This window comes from Chitinimonas prasina (assembly GCF_030160395.1).
GTDB classification, from domain to species: Bacteria; Pseudomonadota; Gammaproteobacteria; order Burkholderiales; family Chitinimonadaceae; genus Chitinimonas; species Chitinimonas prasina.
In genome coordinates this window covers 1-20,796 of sequence record NZ_BSOG01000004.1, presented here as the reverse complement: position 1 = coordinate 20,796, position 20,796 = coordinate 1, and the positions used below count along the sequence as shown (strand labels likewise).

Here is a 20,796-nt window from a genome sequence, read left to right as displayed (position 1 = left end):
CTCTTTGGGTGCAGTTGGCCTGCACTCTGCGACGAACCTGGACTGTTAGTCTAGCGACTTTCTGGATGATGGACACACCGTAAAATGCCGCTTAAGCCCGGCGCGGATACCCCGTTATCTCGCGTATGGCGTGGTAGAGCGGCTGCAGGCGTTCGTACATGCGTTTGTACACCCTGGGGTAGAGCTGCTGGTAGATGGCGGCGTGCTCGGCCACGGGTTCGAATACCTTGCCTACCCGGGTCATGTTGCGGATGGCGCTATCGAAATCAGGGTGCAGGCCGAGTGCAACGGCACCGAGGATGGCGGCACCCAGGCCGCTGGTTTCGTACAGATGTGGGCGCTCGCACGGCAGGTTGAAGACGTCGGCGGTGATCTGCATGGCGGCGTCACTTTGTGAGCCGCCGCCGGAGATACGTACACGTTTGATGGCGACGCCGCTGCGCGTGGCGATGCGCTCGCCGGCTTCACGTAGGGCGTAGGCCAGGCCTTCCAGGATGGCGCGGTAGAGGTGGGCTCGGGTGTGGACATCGCCAAAACCGATAATGGCGCCTTTGGCCTCGGGGCCGGGCACCTTGATGCCAGGGTTCCAGAAGGGTTGCAGCATCAGCCCCTGGGCGCCGGGTGGTACGGCGTTGACCAGATCATCAAACAGGCTTTCGACGGCGACACCGCTGCTTTCGGCAGTCAGGCGCTCCTGCAGGCCGAATTGCTCCTTGAACCAGCTCACCATCCAGAAGCCACGGGTAATTTGTACTTCGGTGTTGTAGTGGCCGGGCAGTGCAGCAGGGTAGGGGGGCACAAAGGGCGTGGCCTCGACGTAGCGCTCGGTAGTGGTATTGATGGTGGCGGCGGTGCCGAACGAGAGGCAGGCTGTCTCTGGGCTGATGCAGCCGGCGCCCAGGACTTCGCAGGCTTTGTCGGCTGCCCCGGCGATGACGGGCAGGCCCTCGGGTATGCCGGTATCGGCGGCGGTCTGCGCCGTGACCTTGCCTATGATGGTGCCACTGGCGGCAAGCTCGGGCAGCATGCTGGGCGTGATGGGCATGGCCTGCCATTTCCAGTCATGCCTGGGGGCCCAGCAGCCTTTTTTGTAGTCGAAGGGCACATAGCCGACCTGGCTGCCGATCGCATCGACATAGCGGCCAGTAAAGCGGTAGTTGAGGTAGCCCGACAGCAACAGGAACTTGTGGGTGCGGGCCCAGATATCGGGCTGATGCTGGGCTATCCAGTTGGCCTCGGCCTCGTGCAGGAAGTGCTGCAGGGTGTTGTGCATGCCAATGGCGCGGAACAGCAGCCGCCACCACCAGGAAAGCTTGGGCAGTTTGTCGGCACGGCGCTGATCCAGCCACAGGATAGCGGGTCGCAGGGGCTTGCCGTCGGCATCCAGGTTGACCACCGTGCCACGCTGGGTGGTGATGACCACACCCTTAATGGCGGATTTGGGCACGCTGGTATTGGCCCACAGGTGCTGGCAGGCGCGGCTAAGGGCGTGCCAGAAGTCTTCAGGATCGTTCTCCACCCAGCCTGGTTGGGGCGATTGATAGGTATCAATGCTGACCTGGGCTTTGTCGACCAGGTTGCCGTGCAGGTCGAACAACAGGGCCCGTACGCTTTGTGTGCCGTTATCGATGGCGAGCAGGTAATCGTTGCTCATGGTGCGCTTTCGGTTCTGGTAGGTGGCAGGCTGTAGTGGCGGGCGATCAACTGCTGATAGCGCAGCAGTTCTGCCTCCCAGTGTGCATCGGTCCAGCCCAGTTCGGGTTGGCACAGGGCGCGTATGCGGACCAGGTGATCCAGCCCCCCACGGGGTAGCAGGATGCCCAGCCGAGTGCGCCGTAGCAACAGATCATCAAGGTGGACCACGGACTCCACCCTGGCGGCGCGCTGGAGTTCCTGCCACAGGGTATGGGTGCCGGGCACAAAAGCCAGGGTATCGGCTGTGGCGGTGTTGGCGACCTCTGCAGCATGCGGGCCATAGCGCGCGCGCAAGCGCTGGATCGTGGCGCCCGACAACTGCGGCGACAGGCTGCTGGCAGCACTGAAAACCGGGGCTGTGCTGGGCTGGTAGGCCTGCCCCATGCGCTTGGCGGCCAGTGCCAGCGCATCTTGCGCCATCAGGCGGAAGGTGGTGAGTTTGCCACCTGTCAGGGTGATCAGTCCTTGCTCATCCAGCACTACATGGTCGCGGCCGGCGCTGGATGGGCTGCTGCCGCCTTCATCCACCACCGGGCGCACGCCGGCATAGCAGGCTGAGACATCGGCCCTGCCTAGCTGGGTGGCGGGGAATTGGTCGTTGACTGCTTCCAGCAGGTAGTCCACTTCGGCATCGGTAATGCTGGCTTCGATATCGAGATCGCCGGCATGGTCCAGATCGGTGGTGCCGATCAGGGTGGCGCCTTCCCAAGGGTAGAAGAACACCGGTCGACCATCACGCGGATGCATCAGGCTGACTGCCTGAGCGACCGGCAGACGCCAGAACGGGACGATAAGATGGCTGCCGCGCAAGGGGCGCAGCATGGGCTTGCGGCCTAAGGTGGCGCGCAAGCGGTCGGCCCAGGCACCGGTGGCATTGATCACGGTGCGGGCCTGCACGGCGATCTGCTGCCCGGTTTCGATGTCTTCCAATACCATGCCTGCCAACTGGCCGTGCGCAATGATGGGGGTGCGGGCGGCCAAGTAGTTGATGGCGATGCCACCATCGTGCTCGGCTTCTTCCAGCACCCGCCAGACCAACCTGGCATCGTCGGTCTTGGCGTCGCGGTAGACCATGCCGCCTCGCAGCTTGTCGGGTGCCAGCCCTGGGGCCAGTTGGGCGACGGCCTGGCTGCTGCAATAGGCGTGGCTGTTTTCTCCCGCCATGTGGTCGTAGATGGTCAGGCCTAGCTGGAACAGCCAGCGACCCGGCTGCCGCCCAGTGCAGTCGGCAAACAGAAAGCTTTGCGGCTCGATCAGTTCTGGTGCTTCACGCATCAGGCGTTGCCGCTCGTGTACCGAATGCAAGGTGGTGCGGAACTGCCCTTCCTTGAGGTAGCGCAGGCCGCCATGCACCAGCTTGGAGGAACGGCTGGAGGTGCCCCAGGCGAAGTCCCGCTGCTCGATCAGCAGTACTTTCCAGCCCAGCCGGGCGGCCTCGCGCAGTACACCGGCACCGCTGATGCCGCCGCCGATGACTAGCAGGTCCCAGTCTGTGATGCCCAGCCGGCTCAGCTTGTCCTGGCGGCTCAGACGTTCCACGGTCCGCCATCCTGCAACAGCTTGCCTGGATTCATGATGCCCTTAGGGTCGAAATGGCGGCACAGTTCGGCCAGCGTAGCCATACCCAGCGGGCCTTTCTCGGCGGCGAGGTAAGGGGCATGATCGCGCCCCACGCCGTGCTGATGGCTGATGGTGCCACCGTGTGCCACGATCGCTTCCGAGACCTTGGCCTTGTAGCGCTTCCAGCGGGCCATGTTGGCGTCGTAGCCGCCCGCTGCCGTGGGCCAGACAAAGGTGGAGTAGATACTGCTGCCCTGCGCGTAGAGATGGGAGAGGTGGGTAAAGGCATGCACCCGCTCGCCGTCCTCAGCAAAGGCGTCGCGGGCGGCTTGCTCCATGGCCAGCATCAGGGGTTTGACGCGCGGCCAGTCCACGGCGGTTTCTATGGTGTCGGCGCTGTAGCCGTGTTCCCACAAGGTATTGCGCAGATACGGGCCCTTGAAGCGGTTCTGCGCCCAGCGGTCGCCCAGGCTGCGGCCGATGTAGACACCGCCATGCTGGCGGGTAACCCGCCTGGCCTCGGACAATGCGTGCCTGGCGGTAGCGGGTGTGGCGGTCAGGCCCAGCATCAGCAGGCATTTTTCGTTACGGCAGCCGCGCCAGCCAAGGTAGCGCTCCAGCCAGGCGATCAGGTTGGCGTGCCCGGCCAGGGCAAGGTTGGTTTCGGTTTCGATGGCATTGGAGAGCCGCAGCATGGATAGCGGCAGTTTCATCTGCACCAACTGCCGTACGGCTGCTTCTGCCGCATCCCAATCGGGGAAGAACAGGCCATGGAAGCTCTCGTGGCCGGCGAGCGGTGTGACCCGCATGACCGCCTCGGTCAGCACCCCAAAGCGGCCCTCCGAACCCAATACCAGCTCACGCAGGTCCGGGCCGGCGCTGGAGGCGGGCAGGGTGGGCATATTGAGCGTGCCGATAGGGGTTTCCATGCGGCCGCCGGCAAACAACTGTTCGATGCGCCCATAACGAAGCGACTGCTGCCCCGATGATCGGGTGACGACCCAACCACCGACAGTGGAATATTCAAACGATTGCGGGAAGTGACCCAGGGTATAGCCTTGGGCGCGCAACTGAGCTTCGAGTACGGGACCGGCCGTGCCGGCACCAAACGTGGCCAGCTGGCTGACGGTATCGAGATGTAGCAGCCGATTCATCCGTGTCAGGTTTAGCGACAACACCGGGCGTGGCGACACCGGGCAATCGAGGTGGCCGGCAACACTGGTGCCGCCGGCAAAGGGGATCACGATCCAATCTGCAAGCTGTGCCATTGCCAGCAGTTCCTGTACCTGCTCGCTGGTCTCAGGGTAGGACACCCCATCGGGCACGGTAGGGGTGGTGCCGCAGCGCTTGCGCAGCCAGTCCGGATAGCTCTCGCCCAGCGCCACACTAAGCCGTACGACCGGGTCGGTACGGATCAAGGGATGTGCTGGCAGGCGGGAGGGCGGGATGGCCGCCAGCAAGGCCTGCTGCTCGACATCCTGTTGTGGTCGGCCTGGGCCCAGCTTTTCCAGCAACATGGTGGTGGCCTTGTCGCTCAGGTTCATGGTGGTGGTGGTTTCTCCCCAACCGTTCCAGCGTCGCATGGCTTATGCTCCCGATCTCCCGCACGATGCGGATTGTTTATCTGTCAGTACTCTAGTTCAGTGATGCCGCCCAGCCATTTCGCTATTCCGCCAATCGCTTGTGCTATCGCGCCAAACCCTCGCGTTGTGGCGCCCTATGCCCGCACGCTGTGGGACGCTGCGCGCAATGAGGGGGTGGCAGAGTCGCTTTTGCTGGCTGCGGCGCCGATGCCACAGGGTGAGGCCGATATGCCACTGGCCGATTACCTGGCGATGTTCGAGGCGGCACTGATCGCCACGGATCCCTTGTTTGGATGGCGGCTGGGGCAGCAGGTGAAACCCACTACCTATGGCGTCAACGGCATCCTGCTGCTTGCCTGTCCCACCCTGGGTTTGGCACTGGAGCAGGTATTGCGATTCGAGGCGCTGGTGCATGACCTGGGGCGGTCTAGCCTGTTGCAACAAGAGGGTGTGGCGGTTTACAGCTGGCGCAATGACATGGCCTCGCATGCGGTGGCAGGCGCCTTGGCCGAGTCGGTGTTCTCTGGCATCAAGACGTGCGCCGAGTGGCTGGCGGGCCGTCCGGTAATGCCGATAGCCCTGGAGTTTACCCATGCCGCACCGCGTGGCAGCAGCCTGGCAAGCCTGGCTGGGGTGGAGGTAGCGTATGGCTGCCCGATCAACCGGGTGCTGTTCCCGGCTGAGCTGCTGGCCTTGCCTATACCGCAGGCCAACAATGGCTTGCTGCCACTGCTGCAGGGCCACGCAGAGGCGCTCTTGCGTGAGCGCCACCAAACCGAGCCTGCCATCGTGGGGCAGGTACGTCAGGTGGTGCTGAACAACCTGGGGGAGGGCGGTCTCAAGCTGGCTGATGTGGCGCAGGCACTGCATCTCTCCACCCGTACCCTGCAACGCCGGCTGACTGAGGCGGGCATGGCTTTCCAGGATCTGCTCGATACCACCCGGCATGAGCTGGCTCGGCACTATCTGGCCAGCTCTGCCATGCCAATAGGTGAAATCGCCTACCTGCTGGGATATCGCGATCCTGCGGCCTTCCATCACGCCTTCAAAGGCTGGCAGGGCGAAGGTCCGGGTAGTTTCCGCGGACGTAGTCAGCGCACGGAGAGCCCGCTATGAGTGCAGGTGGTTCGGTGATCGCGGACAGGGCCGCCCTGGTGTTAGGACTCGGCGCGGCCTGATCCGGAAGGCTATCCCTGGCGGTATCCCCGACTTAGCCGCCGTTCGCCATCATATTGACTGGGCTTCGGCTTTCAATTCACCGTGGGCGCTGAGTCATAAAACGCACAGCTGGCTAGTCTGTTTCTATTCAAAAATAAGAATATGCTTATTTGCGTGCTAAGCTTGCTGCAAGCGAGTTGATGCGGCTGTCAATCTGCTCTCTGGAATGCGATTGCCCTTGGTTTTTTCCCATGGCTGACTAAGCTCAGTAGGCCAGTGCTATCAGCGCGTAGCCGCCATTAAGAACGGTTATCACACAATTCACTTTTCCTGGGGGACGAGATGACTGGGAGCAGGCAATGATATCTACCCGCAGCATCAGCGCCACGCTGAATACTCTCTTTGTGCTGATCGTGACTCTCGTTCTGGTAACGATGGGGGCTTACAACCACTACACCAGCAAGGCACGCCTGGAGCGAGGGCTACAGGAACAGGCCGATGCGTTGGCGGTGCGGCTTCAATTGAGCCTGCCTGCGGCCATCTGGAATTTCGACAAGACCCAGATAGGCCAGGTGCTGGAGGCGGAGATGGTTTCGCCTACCTTTAACGGCATACAACTGGTGAATGGCAAGGATTACCTTAGCGGCCTTACCCGGGGCGCGGACGGTAAAGCCACCAATGCGACTGCCGATGCCAAGATCAGCGGTGTGCTGCGCGAGGTGCAACTGCAGTTTGACGACAATGGCCAAAAGAAGAACGTCGCGACGGCCAAGATCTATGTAGACCAGGGGTCGGTGGATGCCGCACTGAGGCAGAGCATGATCGTGCTGGCAGTACAAATCGTGATTGCCGACCTTGTACTCCTGTTTGCCCTTTCTGCCGCGCTGTCTGCTGTGGTGCTGCGCCCGCTCAAGCGGCTCAACAACGCACTGAAGGAGATCGCCTCTGGCGAGGCTGACCTGACACGCCGCCTGGCTATCATAGGCAAGAATGAGTTTGCCGATGTTTCGCAATCGTTCAATGTATTCGTGGAGCGCCTTCAGGGGGTGATGCGGCAGGTGTCCGATACGGCGCCGCAGTTGGCGGCAGCGGCAGAGCAAACCAGCCGCATCATGGAGCAGAGCAGCGCAGGTATACAGCTTCAGCAGGAAGAGAGCGAGGCTGTGGTGGTGGCTGCGGGTGAGCTGAGCAGACAGGTACATGAGATATCGGTCAACACCAGTGCGGCATCCGATGCAGCCAACTATGCCGATATCGAGGCTGAAAAGGGCCAATCGGTGGTAAGCGCCGCCATCAGTACCATCAGTGAAGCAACCAATGAGGTCGAGAACGCCGCCCATGTGATTGCCGAGCTGGCGACCAATAGCGAGAAGATCGGCAGCGTGCTGTCAGTGATCAACGAGATTGCCAAGCAGACCAACCTGCTGGCGCTGAATGCCGCGATCGAGGCTGCCCGCGCAGGCGAAGCCGGCCGTGGCTTTGCCGTGGTGGCGGACGAGGTGCGTACCCTTGCCAACCGTACCCACGACTCTACGACGGAGATACAACAAGTCATTACCGAACTGCAGAACGGTACCAGCCGTGCCGTTGCCGTGATGTCCATCAGCAAGGAAAAGGCTGATATGGGCCTAAAACGTGCCCGTGAGGCGGGGGGCGTGATCCAACACCTGGCCGAGTCCGCCCGCAAGATTGCCGAATTGAACGAGGAAATCGCTGCGGCCTCCAGCCAGCAGGAGGTGGTGGTGGTGGGCGTGACCGATAGCATCCGCGAAATACAGAAGGTTGTCAGCGAGGCTGCTAATGGCTCGCGCCAGACAACGATTGCCAGTGAGGAGGTAGCCCGCCTGGCCGTGCGTTTGCAGGCCACGGTGGAGCAGTTCAAGGTTTAGACCAATGAGGGATACATCCATGATACGTCGCAAGTTCACCCTGGCACTGGGCGCATTGCTCGCCGCCGCCGCCTTGTTGCCCGCGCAGGCAGACAATAAGACCATTACCTTGGCATCGCTGGAATGGCCACCGTACACCGGCGCCAAGCTGACTGAACAGGGCGCCAGTGTGGCGGTAGCCAAGGCCGCTTTCAAGGCAATGGGATACGAGCTGAAGGTACAGTTCTTTCCGTGGAGCCGTGCGGTGCAGCTGGGCAAGAGTGATCCTGGTTATGCAGGGTATTTTCCCGAGTACGACTCGGCCGACCTGCGCAAGGAATTCACGCTGTCTGACCCCATGGGCAACGGCCCATTGGGCTTGGCGCAGCGCGTGGATGCACCATTCAGCTGGAACAGCGTCAACGATCTGTCTGCCAAGAAAATAGGCGTGGTGCAGGACTATGTAAACACCACGGAGTTTGATGCGCGCGTGGCCTCCAAGCAGCAGAAGGTCGACGTGGCTATCGACGATGGCAAGAACCTGGTCAAGCTAGGCGCCGGTCGCTTGGATCTGGCTGTGGTGGATGGCAATGTCTTTAACTACCTGATGAAGACCGATCCTGAACTCAAGCCTTTTGTAGGCAAATTGGCCATGAATCCCAAAGTGCTGGAGGACAAAAGACTGTTCATCTGCTTCAAGAAAGACGCAGAGGGCCAGCGTATTGCCAAGATATTCAACGAGGGCCTGAAGAAGATAGATGTAAACGCTATTATGGCCAAGCGCCTGGGTGGCTGATAGCCAATACATAACCACCAATGCGCTGGGCCAAAAGTGGCCTAGTGCTTAGCTATAAGGAGTGAGCAATGGGCAAGAAGCTGATTCTGGCTGGGTTTTTGGCGATGGCCGGCTTGGCGGTACAAGGCGCTGACAAACCTGCCTCGATAAAACTCTGTTTTGACAACGTAGAGGTTTATCCCTGGGTAGTTGAAGGGCGGGATGGGCTCAATATTGTCCAGCTGAAGATAGCGGCGCAAAAGGTGGGTGTAAAGATTGAGTTTGTACGTACGCCCTGGGCACGCTGTTTGGATGACTTGGGCAAAGGCAATATGGATGGCGCCTTTGCTGCTAGCTTCAAGACCGACCGCCTGGCAGTAGGCTTTTACCCCGGTGCCAGCGACAAGGCCGATGCCACCAAATACATGATGATGGACGGCTATTCGCTGTATAAGGCCAAGGGCAGTAATATCAATTTTGATGGCAAGACCATTGCCAACCTGACCAGTGCGGTAGGTGCCCAGCAAGGCTATTCCATTGTGGATCAGCTCAAGGGCATGGGCGTGCGGGTGGATGATGGTACCCGTAGCGCTGATGACACCCTGCGCAAACTGCTAGCCGGGCGTTTGCAGGCAGTGGCGCTACAGACACTGGAAGGCGACAACTCCATCCAGCAGGCGGAGTTCGCCGGCAAGGTAGAGAAAGTCAGCACACCGCTGGTGGAGAAGCCCTATTACCTGATGCTGTCCAAGCAGTTTGTGGGCAAGAACGCCGACTTCGCCAAGGAACTCTGGAACGCTGTGGCGGCGGCACGCGAGTCACCGGAATACAAGAAGGCTGTCAGCAGCTTCAAGTAGCTGTTAGGGCTTGTGTGGAATCCAATGCCCGGCTTGGACCGGGCATTGTTGTTGTTTTATGGCTTTGTCGCGTACTTGTAGAAGTGGACGTCCACCGCCAACCCAATCGGATCATTCGATACAGCAGCTGGTTTTCGTCCCACACAAGCAAGGCGCTGGTGCCCAACTGGCCTAAATTTTGTATATTGCAACCCTCCAAAATTCAGGCAGAATCACCTAGTGCAATCACAATGTCGCCCTTGACATCCATTCGTTAAAATTTAAATCTAATCGCCTTACATCCCCAGAGTCATGCATGTATCTCCAGACCGACCCTTCATCCTGAAAATCCAGATAAAGTAGATCGCCGTTGTCTTCTGCGATAACAAAACCACTTGCAACTCTATCCAATGCTATTTCCCCTTGCGGGCTTTTCACATAATCTCTATTTCTAAGCCTACGATCCAATGCGGTATGCAATTTTAATTGGGCGTAAGCCAACTCTTTTCCAGCACAGTCCATTTCAACCGCTTTGCCCAACCTCTCCACGCCCCACATAAACCACGAGGCCCCTTCGTCATTGGGGAAGTCAAGCGGGTATTCATTAAATGAAATGTACGCATAATCCTCTATCGAGTCCAATAGATTTTTATAGCTGTTTGGAAGTGAATGGCCTAGCCGTAGTTCAATTTCACAGATGTTCATGATTGCTCCTGTTTATTAGGGAATCCTGTATCTCTTTGTTAGAATGTCTTTGGTGCATTTTTTCCAGTTATCCTTCTTGAAAATCGAATCCCGCATTTAAGGCGATATAGCTAAGAAAACCTAGTCAGGGGTGTTTGTCCCAAAGAAGAATTCCAAAAAATCATTGAAGTTATCCCAATACAACGACCCAAGCCCATTCTGTGTTATTAGGGAGGCTTGCCCAATTCAATTAATAAAACACCGCATGTGTCTTTATTATAGAAATATCCCCCGCCCCCTTCGGAAGATGTAAGTAGGATCAGGCAGGTAGGCAGCCCTAAAGATTTTTTCAGAGACTCGGAGTTTTCCAAATAATCTGTATTAATAATGTGCCAGCAAAGCTGAAGGATTTCACCCTTGCTTCCAATAAAATTAGGCCCATCTTCAGCGTGGAGAAAAAAGGCGGCAATATCTGACTCCAATGAAATACCCAGCTCCAGCAAGGCAACTTTGTACGCATCCGTCTCCTCATCGAACCACCAGTTTTTGCTCTTAAAATAAGCAACTAATTTATGCGAAATCATAGATCACCTGTATTTGCAATTGCAGTTAGATTTTTCCCCTTTCTGCGGGTGGTGGTGGCTTTCACCAGCTGGTGTTCGGTGTTCCACTCTATTTGCAGCGTGGTGCTGTTCTGGCTGCTGCCGCTGCGCTTTTCTACCAGTCGGCCGTGGCTGTCATAGCGGTAGAGCTTGTCCTCAAAGACGGTGACGCGGTTGTCCTTGAGCGGGCTGTGGATGTTGGCCGGCAGCAGGTTGTGGGCAAAGTACGGCCTACAACAGCGGCCGCCAAAATCAAACTCACCGCCACTAAAAAATCACTCCACCTCCTCGTGGGCGCCACTCTCATCAAAGTACCACACAAGGAATTCGTTAAAAGACTCCCACCTTGCTGGAATTAATCCGGCCATGAATTCTTCATAGACTACGAGATCTAGATCATATACCTTGGCATCTTCCTTGTTATATAAATACATCCCCTCGCTCTCATCTGACGTCAAGGCTAGAAACTTCTCAGAAATTTGGTATCTATCTCGCACGTACTCAGTTTGATCTGGTATTGCAGGAATAGCTGGCCCCTCAATATCTAGCAGCTCAGCCACAGGTCTGGGACTAATAAAGCTACCTTGATATTCCAAATAAAATTCACCAAATTGTGTTCCCGGACTAACGCCAAGGAGCATCAAACTCTGCATGGCAGAGTTCCGATCATAGCGAATCACATCGCCAGTGTCCTTGGCCAAATAATTCTTTACTTCCACTGGGATCATTGACAAACTCCATTTCGTTTTCTTTGCTCAGCACCAGAGCGATCTTTCCAGTACTGCTCTCTGTCTTTATCAAATTGTTGGCGATCAACCGGAAAGTCAGGATTTTTCTGATTTCCATAAGGGTGCATTGCCTCTCTACCCTTACCACTCGCCGCCCTGTGTGTGCTAGTAGTAACCTCGAACAATGGTCCAACAGATTGCTGTCTGGAATGATGCAATTGTATTTGCTGAGGCACCCCGTTCTTCATAAGATATGGCGCACCACCTTCTAGTGCTCTTTGTAGGTTGGTCTTCCCTTTGTGTACCAAGTCCCAATCTATATCCTGCTGATAGACTGTATATGCAAGACCAGTTCCTTTGGAACATGGCCCCCATGTCGTCTTTTTAAATCTATTTAAACCAAGCGGATCAACCCAGGCAATAGGGTTTGGCGCGTACTGATAAATATTATCCCCACCCGCCAACCCAATCGGATCATTCGATACAAACCGCCCCACATCCGGATCGTAGTACCGGAACCGATTGTAATGCAGCCCCGTCTCCGCGTCGAAGTACTGGCCCTGGAACCGCAAAGGCTGCACCTGGGCGTGCTCGAAGGTAGCCGGGTCGGCTAGCTGTCGTGTCTGTGCCGCGCCGTCCGCCGCAACCCACTCCACCGTGGCGGTATTGCCCCAGGTCTTGTAGCTGGCCTGCCAGACGATATCGCCGTTGGCGGCCGTCAGCTCCTGCGGCGTGCCCAGGTGGTCACACTGGTACCAGGTGATGGTTACCGGATTCAGCGGTGCTTTGCTGGGGCCAGCCTGGGCCTGCGCTGTCTGCTGGAGGAAGTCTGCATCGTCCGGTGCCAGGCCGTGTTGCTGGCTGTAGGTCGCCTGGGCATGGTCGAAGAAGGCGATCCGTTGCGCCATCCAGTCGGCCGGTTGGGGTGGCGCCAGGGCGGTGTCCTGGGCAGCCGTACGCCAGCTTAGCCGAGCCAGGGGGATAAAGCTGTCTGGCTCGTAGACGGTGGTGTGGGTCTGGCTGCGCTGGGCCGGGTCGGCGGCCTGCGGGTTGACCACGATTTCCTGCAGCAGCCGGTTGCCGTCCCACACAAACCAGGCGCTGTGGCCTGGCGGGGTAGGGGCAGGGGCAGGGGCGTCGGTGGGGGCGCCCGCAGGGGCTATCCAGTCGCGGCTCTGCCGGCTCATGCGGCGGCCCAGGGCATCGTAGCCGTAGTGGGTTTCGGTGATCCGGTTGGCTTGGCCTGGACCCTTGCTGCGGGTGGTGGTGGCTTTTACCAGCTGGTGTTCGGCGTTCCACTCCAGTTGCAGCACGGTGCTGTTCTGGCTGCTGCCACTGCGCTTTTCTACCAGTCGGCCGTGGCTGTCATAGCGGTAGCGCTTGTCCTCAAAGACGGTGACACGGTTGTCCTTGAGCGGGCTGTGGCTGTTGGCCGACAGCAGGTTGTGGGCGGGGTCGAACTGTTGTCGGCGTCCAGCTCGTAGCGGGTGGCCTGGCCAACGCTAGCAATTGTGTACCCTCCGACTCGCTGCGGCTAGGTATCAACGTAGCTCTATAGGCCATGCAAAAAGCAAGCCCCCCGCAAGGTTTCTAAGCTTTGCGAGGGCTATTTAACTAGGCCGGGTCGATTACCCCTGCCTTAGAAGCAGGCACGATATTTAACCCGCGAAGTGGCACTGTCTGCAGCTTCTCTGCAACCTCGGCGTCAATAAAGATGACATCTCGCAATGATACTTCATTGGACATGAATATGCTGGGGAGTGATCTGCTTTGAATGGCCAAATCCCAGATCTTCTTTATTTCGCCATTTTTTCGCACATCCAGCTTGGATTTTTCTATGTCAACAATGTCCTTCTGGCGTTTCGTCCTGGGTAGTCGAATAAAGAAGTAATCTTGATCAACGATGGATACTCCCTTTTGATTTACTACCGTAAGACTTGATATTTCCCAGTCTTCCAGCCCAAAGGGCGTCATTAGGGACAATAGTCGTGCCGAAATTAATTGTCCATTGAAGGCGCTTGCAAGATCGAAAGCATATTTCCTGTCTTTTGATATTAAAACCAGTTTTTCTGGGAGTTTTGCCGGAAGGTCGGGCGGTGCGGCAAAGACCCAGTCGTATTCCATGGCAACATTTGCACCCTTCTCCATGAACTGTTCATGCAGCATGCCATTAACAAAAACAGGGCAGCCGACTCCCTCTTTTCTTTCAAAAACATAGTACATTGCCGCTCCTTTACCTTAGGCGCCCACATGGAGCCTTGGTGCTGATTCGTCCAGTATTGATCTTTTTCCGTAGGCTTGTTTGCAAAGAAGAAACCTGTCGCTTTGCTTCAGCAGCCGTAATTGCACCGGAGTTATATCTAACTTCAATCGCGTCAAGCTTGCGCCTCACCATCCGTGAATAATTATCATGGCTACCACAATGGTAGACTTTTTTCCCATTTGCGGCGGCTTGGCTTTGGCTGTCAGGCACCAACAATCCGTTTGCAGCCTTGTCTCGCTGTCCTTGCAAGCCGATTTTATCCAAGAATGATTTCTTTTGCCCCCATATCTCTTCCGGAATCAGGTGGTGCGCTTGATGGTGATCTCCAACAGGGCCGCCAAGTGCGGCATTGAGCACGGAGCTACTGAGCCCCAGTGGATCTATCCAATCAATAGGATTCACGCTGTATTGGTAGACGTTCTCCCCACCCGCCAACCCAATCGGATCATTCGATACAAACCGCCCCACATCCGGATCGTAGTACCGGAACCGATTGTAATGCAGCCCCGTCTCCGCGTCGAAGTACTGGCCCTGGAACCGCAAAGGCTGCACCTGGGCGTGCTCGAAGGTAGCCGGGTCGGCTAGCTGTCGTGCCTGTGCCGCGCCGTCCGCCGCAACCCACTCCACCGTGGCCGTATTGCCCCAGGTCTTGTAGCTGGCCTGCCAGACGATATCGCCGTTGGCGGCCGTCAGTTCCTGCGGCGTGCCCAGGTGGTCGCACTGGTACCAGGTGATGGTTACCGGGTTAAGGGGTGCTGCTGGCTGGCCTGCCTGGGCTTGGGCTGTCTGCTGGAGGAAGTCCGCATCGTCCGGTGCCAGGCCGTGTTGCTGGCTGTAGGTCGCCTGGGCCTGGTCGAAGAAGGCGATCCGTTGCGCCATCCAGTCGGCCGGCTGGGGTGGCGCCAGGGCGGTGTCCTGGGCAGCGGTACGCCAGCTTAGCCGGGCCAGCGGGATAAAGCTGTCTGGTTCGTAGACGGTGGTGTGGGTCTGGCTGCGCATGGCCGGGTCGGCGGCCTGCGGGTTGACCACGATTTCCTGCAGCAGCCGGTTGCCGTCCCACACAAACCAGGCGCTGTGGCCGGGAGGGGTGTGGGCGGGGGCGTCGGTGGGGGCGTCGGTGGGGGCGCCCGCAGGGGCTATCCAGTCGCGGCTCTGCCGGCTCATGCGGCGGCCCAGGGCGTCGTAGCCGTAGTGGGTTTCGGTGATCCGGTTGGCTTGGCCTGGACCCTTGCTGCGGGTGGTGGTGGCTTTCACCAGCTGGTGTTCGGCGTTCCACTCCAGTTGCAGCACGGTGCTGTTCTGGCTGCTGCCGCTGCGCTTTTCTACCAGGCGGCCGTGGCTGTCATAGCGGTAGCGCTTGTCTTCAAAGACGGTGACACGGTTGTCCTTGAGCGGGCTGTGGCTGTTGGCCGGCAGCAGGTTGTGGGCGGGGTCGAACTCAAACTGTTCGGCCAGCTTGGGCCCGGTGGTGAAGCGGATGCGGGAGAGGGCGTCGTAATGGTATTCGGTACGGCCACGGCGGGCGTCGTTGATCTCCAGCACCTGGCCGGCACGGTCGTAGCGCCAGTGGCGGGCGATGCGGCTGCCGTGCTGGGCGCCGACGCCGACCTGGGGCTGCTGGCCCAGCTTGCGGGCGCTGACGCGGTGGTCCAGCAGCCGGCCCATGGCGTCGAGCTGGAACTGGCTGTGCAGGCTGCCTTGGCTGCGGCTCACTTCGCGGTGCAGGGCGTCGCGCTCGATATCGGCGATCAGCTCGCCGTCGAGGTTGATCTGGTGCAGGTGGCCGCTGCCATACATCAGCCAGTTGAGGGTACGGCCATCGGGCAGGGTGGTGGCGATGCGGTTGCCCAGGGGGTCGTACTGGTGGCTCAACTGCTGTACCCGGGGTTGCCGCTTGCCTTCTTCGTCACGCCAGTGGGTGGTGTGGGTTTCCTGCAGCAGGTTGCCCAGCGGGTCGTAGGCGAAGTCGATGGCGGCGTCGGTGTTGCTGGTGCGGTGCAGTTGCCCGGCGGGGTCGTACTGGTAGCGGGTGCGTTGCAGTGCCTGGCCGCTGGCCTGGGTATGGCGGGCCAGCAGTTGGCCCAGGGCGTCGCGCTCGAACCGGGTGAGGATGCTGTCCGGGTGGTGGGCCGGCAGTTCGCGCTGGGCCATGAGCTGGCCGGCGGCGCTGTAGGCGTAGGCGCTGAACTTGCCTTCGAAGTTGGTTTCGGCCACCAGCCTGTCCAGGGCGTCGTACTGGAACTGCCAGGGGGTGCCGTTCTGGTTGATCAGGCCCACCAGGCGGCGGTGGGTGTCGTAGCGGTATTCCAGCCGGCCACCCAGGGCGTCGATGCGGGCGGTGGGTCGGTTGTCGGCGTCCAGCTCGTAGCGGGTGCGATGGCCCAGGGCGTCGATGTGGGCGATCAGGCGGCCGGCTGGGTCGTACTCAAAGCGTTCGCTACCGCCATCGGGGTAGTCGATGGACTGCACCCGGCCGGCCATGTCGTAGTGGTAGGTGGTGGTGGCGCCCAGGGCGTCGGTCTGGCTGCTGAGCCGGCCACGCTCGTCATAAGCGAAGCGGGTGGTTTGCTGCGAGCAGTCGGTATAGGCGGTCAGCAGGGCGCGCTGGTCCCATTCCAGCCGCTTGTTGCCGCCCTTGGCGTCGATGATGCGTATGGGCAGACCGCGTGAGTCCAGCTCGAAGCGGGTGGCGTTGCCGGCAGGGTCGATCTCGCCGATCAGGTTGCCACGTGCGTCGTATTCCAGGCTGGTAGCATGGCCCAAGGCGTCAATCAGCTGGGTGGGGAGTTCCAGTTCGCTATGCCAGAGCACCTGGGTGCTGTGGCCCAGGGCGTCGGTCACTGCCAGGGGGCGGCCTTTGCCGTCCAGGGTGTAGCGGGTGGTGGTGCCGTCCGGGTCGATGGTGGCCACAAGGTGGCCGTATTGATTGAGCTCGAAGACGGTGCGGCCGCCCAGCGCGTCGGTCAGGCCGGTCCAGCGGCGTTTGTCGTCGAAGTGGTAAAGGGTGGCCCGCTCGTCGGCGCTGCCCTGGGCTTCGATCACCTTGGTGTGGCCGCTGCTGTATTCGAAGACCCATTGCTGGCCGACGTTGCTCCAGTGGCGTATGACCTTGCCACCGGCGTCGTAGCGGTCGTATTCATAATAGGCCTGCAGTGCGCCAGGTATGGTATGGCCGACCATGATGTGGTCGCGCCATTGGTAGCGCCGGGCCTCGCTGCCGTCGCGCACCACGCTGATCAGGTCGCCTTCCGGGCTGTATTGGTAGGCCACCAGCACCTGCGCCTGCAGGGCGATCTGGTCGCGTTGGGCGATCTCCAGCCGTGCCATCACGCTATCGGCGATCTGCTGGCTGCGGAGTTCGGCAGCTATCGCGCTACCGCTGGCGCCCTGGTTGGGGCTCAGCCCGCATAGCAGGCTGACGCGCAGCAGGCGGCCTGCCGGGCTGTAATCCAGATGCAGGGCTTCGCCGGTGCTGTCCATCAGGTAGCAGGGCTGGGCTTGCAGGGCGGGCTTGGGGTCCTTGGGGCGGGCGGCGATGGGCTGGTATTCCAGTCCGATGCGGTTGTCGTTGGCATCGGCCAGGCCGCTGCACAGCCACTGATCCAGTCTTTGCGGGTGGCGTTGGCCAAAGAACAGGCGCGAGCCATCGCCCGATACCAGGCTGTATTCGCCTGCGGCGCTGCGTGCCAGGGTGATCTGCTCATAACGCGAGAAGAAGCTGCGGCCCGGTGCCACGCGGGGGAAGCGGATGCGGCGGCCGGTGGTTTCGACCAGTTCCATCACTTCGCCGCCGTCGCTCTCTTCCAGCCGCATGCCGTACATCACGGCCCAGCCTTGGCCAAACCAGCCGGTTTCGCGGCTATTGCTGGCGTAATTGCGCTGCCATACCAATGGCAGGGGGCCGGGCAGGCTGAAGTCCAGCTCGCTTTCGCCAGCCAGTACCTTGCAACCCAGCACCGGGTTGACCGGGCTGCCGGTCGTGGGGCACAGCGGGCAGACCTCGCCATCGCCATCGGCCTTGCCCTTGTTGTGGGAGTCCTTGTTGGCGGGTGGGCTGGGGGCGTCGCCTTCCTGCTTGGGTGCGGCCGGTCCTTTCTCTGGGGTCTTGTCCTGGCCCTTCTGGCGGCGTTCTTTCAGTTTCTTAATCACATCCTTGAAGGAATCACCGTCCTTCAGGCCCAAGCCCTTGAGCTTCTTGGCCAGGCCTGCGCCCAGATCCATGACCTTACCGCCGGCTTTGGCTGCCTTGGCGGCTTTTGCGCCGGCTGCGGCGGCATTGGCGGCGCCACCCGATACCAGCGCAGCCGCCACCTGTATGGCCACTTCGGTCATCAGGCCGCCCAGTGCCTCGCCCATGGCTTCGGGTTTGTCGGCGATATCCTGCATCTGGGCGGCCAGCGCGCACAGTGCTTCCTCGCCCAGCTCGCTGGCCAGGTCTTCTATGCCGTTGACGATGTCGTCGATGGACAGCTCTTCATTAACGATGGCGCTGCCCACCTCGGCGACTTCGCGCACGGTGCCGGTGATGGCATCTGCCACCGAGTTGACCGCGCCCTTGATGGCCCTGCCGGCAGACTTGAGCCCCTCCCAGGAGAACAGGCTGGCGGCGGCGCTACCCGCATCGGCCGCCATGTCGCCATAGCCCTTGACGGTATCCAGTGCACCCGTGCCGATATCCTTGACGAAACCGCCGGGCCGTTCGCTCAGTTGGTTTTTGGAGCCCTGCTTCAGCCGCTCGAACTGTACCCGCAGCATGGCCAGGCATTTCTGCGAGGGGCTGCCGGCGTTGACGGCGGTGTAGACCTTGGCCTTGGCATTGCCATTGTTGATGGTGCCGGCATGCTGGTGGTGTATCTGCCAACCTGGCCCCACCTTCACCGTGCTGCTTTTCTCGGTGGTCTTGAACTTGCCGTTCCAGGTCTTGGAGGTCTTGCCTACGCCACCGGGTGGGCCGCCCAGGCAGTGGGGCACGTGCGAGGTACTGATGTAGAGCGGGTACTGGTTGCCGTTGCCGTGGCTGGCCGTATCCACCGCCGTATCAAACGTGGCGTAGGTCACAAACGGCAGCAGGATCATCGGCTTGCTGGGGTCCGGCGCAATCATGTCCGGTTCGCAGGCGATGGCCGAGTGCTCGACGCGTTTCTCGGCGATGTATTCATTACCCATGTTTGACTACCTATGTTCACTACTTAGGGCAGCTAACAAAACCGGTCGGGCTTGATGGTGCGAATGGGTCGTACCCAGGTGTTGTCTAGGTGCGTTCGCCCAGCCAGAACTGCGACACAAGGTTTTGTCAGCGCCCCGGATTATTCGGCGGAGACGCTGGCGCAGCAGCGGATCAACTGATGACTTCGATCTGTAGTTCCGGCCCCAGCTCGTCCAGCTGGACGATGCGGCGCCAGGTCAGCTCCAGCACGCGGGCATCCAGATCGACCAGCACGGTGTCGATGTCCATATCGAGCGACATGCTCAGGTCCGTGGGACTGCGCAGGAACAGGAATGGCCGGCTGCGTGGCAGCACATACTCCTGCCGCCCTTCGGGCAGCAGATTGGCCAGAACCAGGGTTTCGCCGCCCTTGAGCGCAAACGGCAGCCATTGATCGGCCGGTGCCTGCTGCCAGTGCGCCATGTCGAAATCGCTGGGATAGCCTTGCTGCTCGGGCTTGATCGGCGCCATGCCATCCAGGTATTGGGTACGGCCCCGCCACCAGGCCGGGAAGGCACCCAGGCCGGCTGGCGCGATATCCTCGCCTGGCGTACCGATGGCCTGCTGCGGATACTCGATACGTGGTGCCTGCAGGGTGTCGAGCTGTGCTACTCGCTCGTCCAGTGCCTTGCGCTGCGCCTTGGTCAGCGTGATGTGGGGCTGCTCGCCCAGCCAGCCAGTGCCAGCGGGGTTCAGGCCATAGGCCGCCACGGTCATCTCACCCTGCTCATTCAGCAGTTCAAAGTGTCCACCATAGGCGTGCTCATACAGCAGCGGTGTGCTGGTGGTGGGTTCGGCATCGGTCAGCTTCCAGCGGCCCAGCAGGGTTTTCTGCCAGCGGCGCGGGCCATACAGGCGCAGGGCTTTTTTCCAGTCGCCGATGGCGATTCCCGCCAGCCAGCTGTCGCTGGGCTGGGCTATCTGCGCCGTGCCGGTCACGATGACCTCACATTTGGGCTTGTAGGGTATCAGATCAGTGGGCAGCAGCACGCTGCTGCGGTCCCGTTCGCCCAGATGGACATCGCCCAACCGCACAGGCCGCTGCTGGTGCAACTGCACCACCGCACCGGTATCACGCAAGCCGTACGACTGCTTGAGCACGACGATCTGATAACGGCGGCCATTGAACAGCATGTGTTCAAAGCTGAATACGCTGAACGGCGTGGTGTTGATGGTTTCGACACTCATGGCTTAGTTCACGTCAATCAGCTTGCCATCCAGATCCACAATATCGCTGCCCACGATATTGACCTTCTTGCCGTTCAGACTAATGCTGCCGTCCTGGTGCATGGTCAGCGTGGAGGCGCCTGTCTTGAGGGTAATGGACTCCCCGGCCTCCAGCGTGATGCCCTTGCCAGCCTGCAGGTGATAGGTCTGGCCCACATTGGCCTTCCACGAGACTCCCACCGAGTCCATGCGGCCCAGCACCACATTGCTGACCATGGCCGCGCCGACGTTGATGTTGTACGCCGCGCCGATGTTGACCATCTTGGCGAGGCCGACATTCTCCATAAAGGCCAGGCTGATGGTTTCGCGCTTGAATGCACCAATCTGTATCGTGTGGTTCTTGCCTATGGTCTGGCTGCGGCTCTGGCCTATGGTGACGGTCTCGTTCTTGCCCACGTTCTCTGTACGGTTGCCACCGATGGTGATGGTCTCGTTCTTGCCCACATCCTCGGTACGGTTTTCACCGATGCTGATGGTCTCGTTCTTGCCCACATCCTCCGTGCGGTTGTCGCCAATCGAGATCTTCTCGTTGTGGTCCACCCGCTCGGTGCGGTCGTTGTGCACCGTGATGGTCTCGTTGTTGTCCACCGTCTCGGTACGGTCATGCTTCA

Annotated in this window: 15 protein-coding genes; 4 read left to right on the top strand and 11 right to left on the bottom strand. The window is 59.9% G+C overall.

Going from position 1 to position 20,796, the window contains the following annotated elements; genetic code table 11:
* Positions 1–91: 91 nt before the first annotated feature.
* The 3 genes from QQK16_RS15135 to QQK16_RS15125 are packed head-to-tail and all read right to left on the bottom strand — an operon-like array spanning position 92 to position 4,838.
* Positions 92–1,654, bottom strand: coding sequence for an FGGY-family carbohydrate kinase (locus QQK16_RS15135; RefSeq protein ID WP_284197321.1), 1,563 nt, complete (start codon positions 1,652–1,654; stop codon positions 92–94).
* Entirely contained in the window at positions 1,651–3,234 is a 1,584-nt protein-coding gene (locus QQK16_RS15130; RefSeq protein ID WP_284197320.1) for a glycerol-3-phosphate dehydrogenase/oxidase, read from the bottom strand. Before QQK16_RS15130 ends, QQK16_RS15135 begins: the two co-directional genes overlap by 4 nt.
* Positions 3,222–4,838: an FAD-binding oxidoreductase gene (locus QQK16_RS15125; protein WP_284197319.1), complete on the bottom strand. Its 1,617-nt coding sequence runs from the start codon at positions 4,836–4,838 to the stop codon at positions 3,222–3,224. Before QQK16_RS15125 ends, QQK16_RS15130 begins: the two co-directional genes overlap by 13 nt.
* A 174-nt stretch (positions 4,839–5,012) precedes the next feature.
* On the opposite strand from QQK16_RS15125, the gene QQK16_RS15120 reads away from it, so the two are divergent.
* The 4 genes from QQK16_RS15120 to QQK16_RS15105 all read left to right on the top strand — a co-directional run bounded on the left by QQK16_RS15120 (position 5,013) and on the right by QQK16_RS15105 (position 9,496).
* On the top strand, positions 5,013–5,954 hold the full coding sequence (locus QQK16_RS15120) for an AraC family transcriptional regulator (protein ID WP_284197318.1): 942 nt from the start codon (positions 5,013–5,015) through the stop codon (positions 5,952–5,954).
* A gap of 401 nt (positions 5,955–6,355) precedes the next feature.
* The gene (locus tag QQK16_RS15115; RefSeq protein WP_284197317.1) at positions 6,356–7,885 is read left to right on the top strand and encodes a methyl-accepting chemotaxis protein; all 1,530 of its coding nucleotides are present in this window, start codon (positions 6,356–6,358) and stop codon (positions 7,883–7,885) included.
* Positions 7,886–7,904: 19 nt separating this feature from the next.
* The gene (locus tag QQK16_RS15110; protein WP_284197316.1) at positions 7,905–8,660 is read left to right on the top strand and encodes a substrate-binding periplasmic protein; all 756 of its coding nucleotides are present in this window, start codon (positions 7,905–7,907) and stop codon (positions 8,658–8,660) included.
* Between the two features lie 68 nt (positions 8,661–8,728).
* Positions 8,729–9,496, top strand: a complete 768-nt coding sequence (locus QQK16_RS15105) for a substrate-binding periplasmic protein (protein ID WP_284197315.1) — start codon at positions 8,729–8,731, stop codon at positions 9,494–9,496.
* A gap of 225 nt (positions 9,497–9,721) precedes the next feature.
* Here QQK16_RS15105 and QQK16_RS15100 read toward each other — a convergent pair whose 3' ends face one another.
* The 8 genes from QQK16_RS15100 to QQK16_RS15065 all read right to left on the bottom strand — a co-directional run.
* Positions 9,722–10,180: an SMI1/KNR4 family protein gene (locus QQK16_RS15100; protein WP_284197314.1), complete on the bottom strand. Its 459-nt coding sequence runs from the start codon at positions 10,178–10,180 to the stop codon at positions 9,722–9,724.
* Between the two features lie 206 nt (positions 10,181–10,386).
* A complete protein-coding gene (locus QQK16_RS15095) occupies positions 10,387–10,743 on the bottom strand; it encodes a hypothetical protein (protein ID WP_284197313.1) in 357 nt (118 codons plus the stop codon).
* Positions 10,744–11,036: 293 nt separating this feature from the next.
* On the bottom strand, positions 11,037–11,489 hold the full coding sequence (locus QQK16_RS15090) for a hypothetical protein (protein ID WP_284197312.1): 453 nt from the start codon (positions 11,487–11,489) through the stop codon (positions 11,037–11,039).
* Positions 11,486–12,802, bottom strand: coding sequence for an RHS repeat-associated core domain-containing protein (locus QQK16_RS15085; protein WP_284197311.1), 1,317 nt, complete (start codon positions 12,800–12,802; stop codon positions 11,486–11,488). Before QQK16_RS15085 ends, QQK16_RS15090 begins: the two co-directional genes overlap by 4 nt.
* Positions 12,803–13,103: 301 nt before the next feature.
* Positions 13,104–13,712 (bottom strand): Imm43 family immunity protein, encoded by a 609-nt coding sequence (locus tag QQK16_RS15080; RefSeq protein WP_284197310.1) that lies wholly within the window; start codon positions 13,710–13,712, stop codon positions 13,104–13,106.
* A 10-nt stretch (positions 13,713–13,722) separates the two neighbouring features.
* Positions 13,723–18,918 (bottom strand): RHS repeat-associated core domain-containing protein, encoded by a 5,196-nt coding sequence (locus tag QQK16_RS15075; RefSeq protein WP_284197309.1) that lies wholly within the window; start codon positions 18,916–18,918, stop codon positions 13,723–13,725.
* 172 nt (positions 18,919–19,090) lie between these two features.
* Positions 19,091–20,146 carry a DUF2169 family type VI secretion system accessory protein gene (locus tag QQK16_RS15070; protein WP_284197308.1) on the bottom strand — a complete coding sequence of 352 codons (1,056 nt, stop codon included), beginning with the start codon at positions 20,144–20,146 and terminating at the stop codon, positions 19,091–19,093.
* Between the two features lie 3 nt (positions 20,147–20,149).
* Positions 20,150–20,796: bacteriophage T4 gp5 trimerisation domain-containing protein (locus QQK16_RS15065; RefSeq protein ID WP_439954239.1), on the bottom strand; the 647-nt coding region annotated here is incomplete at its 5' end.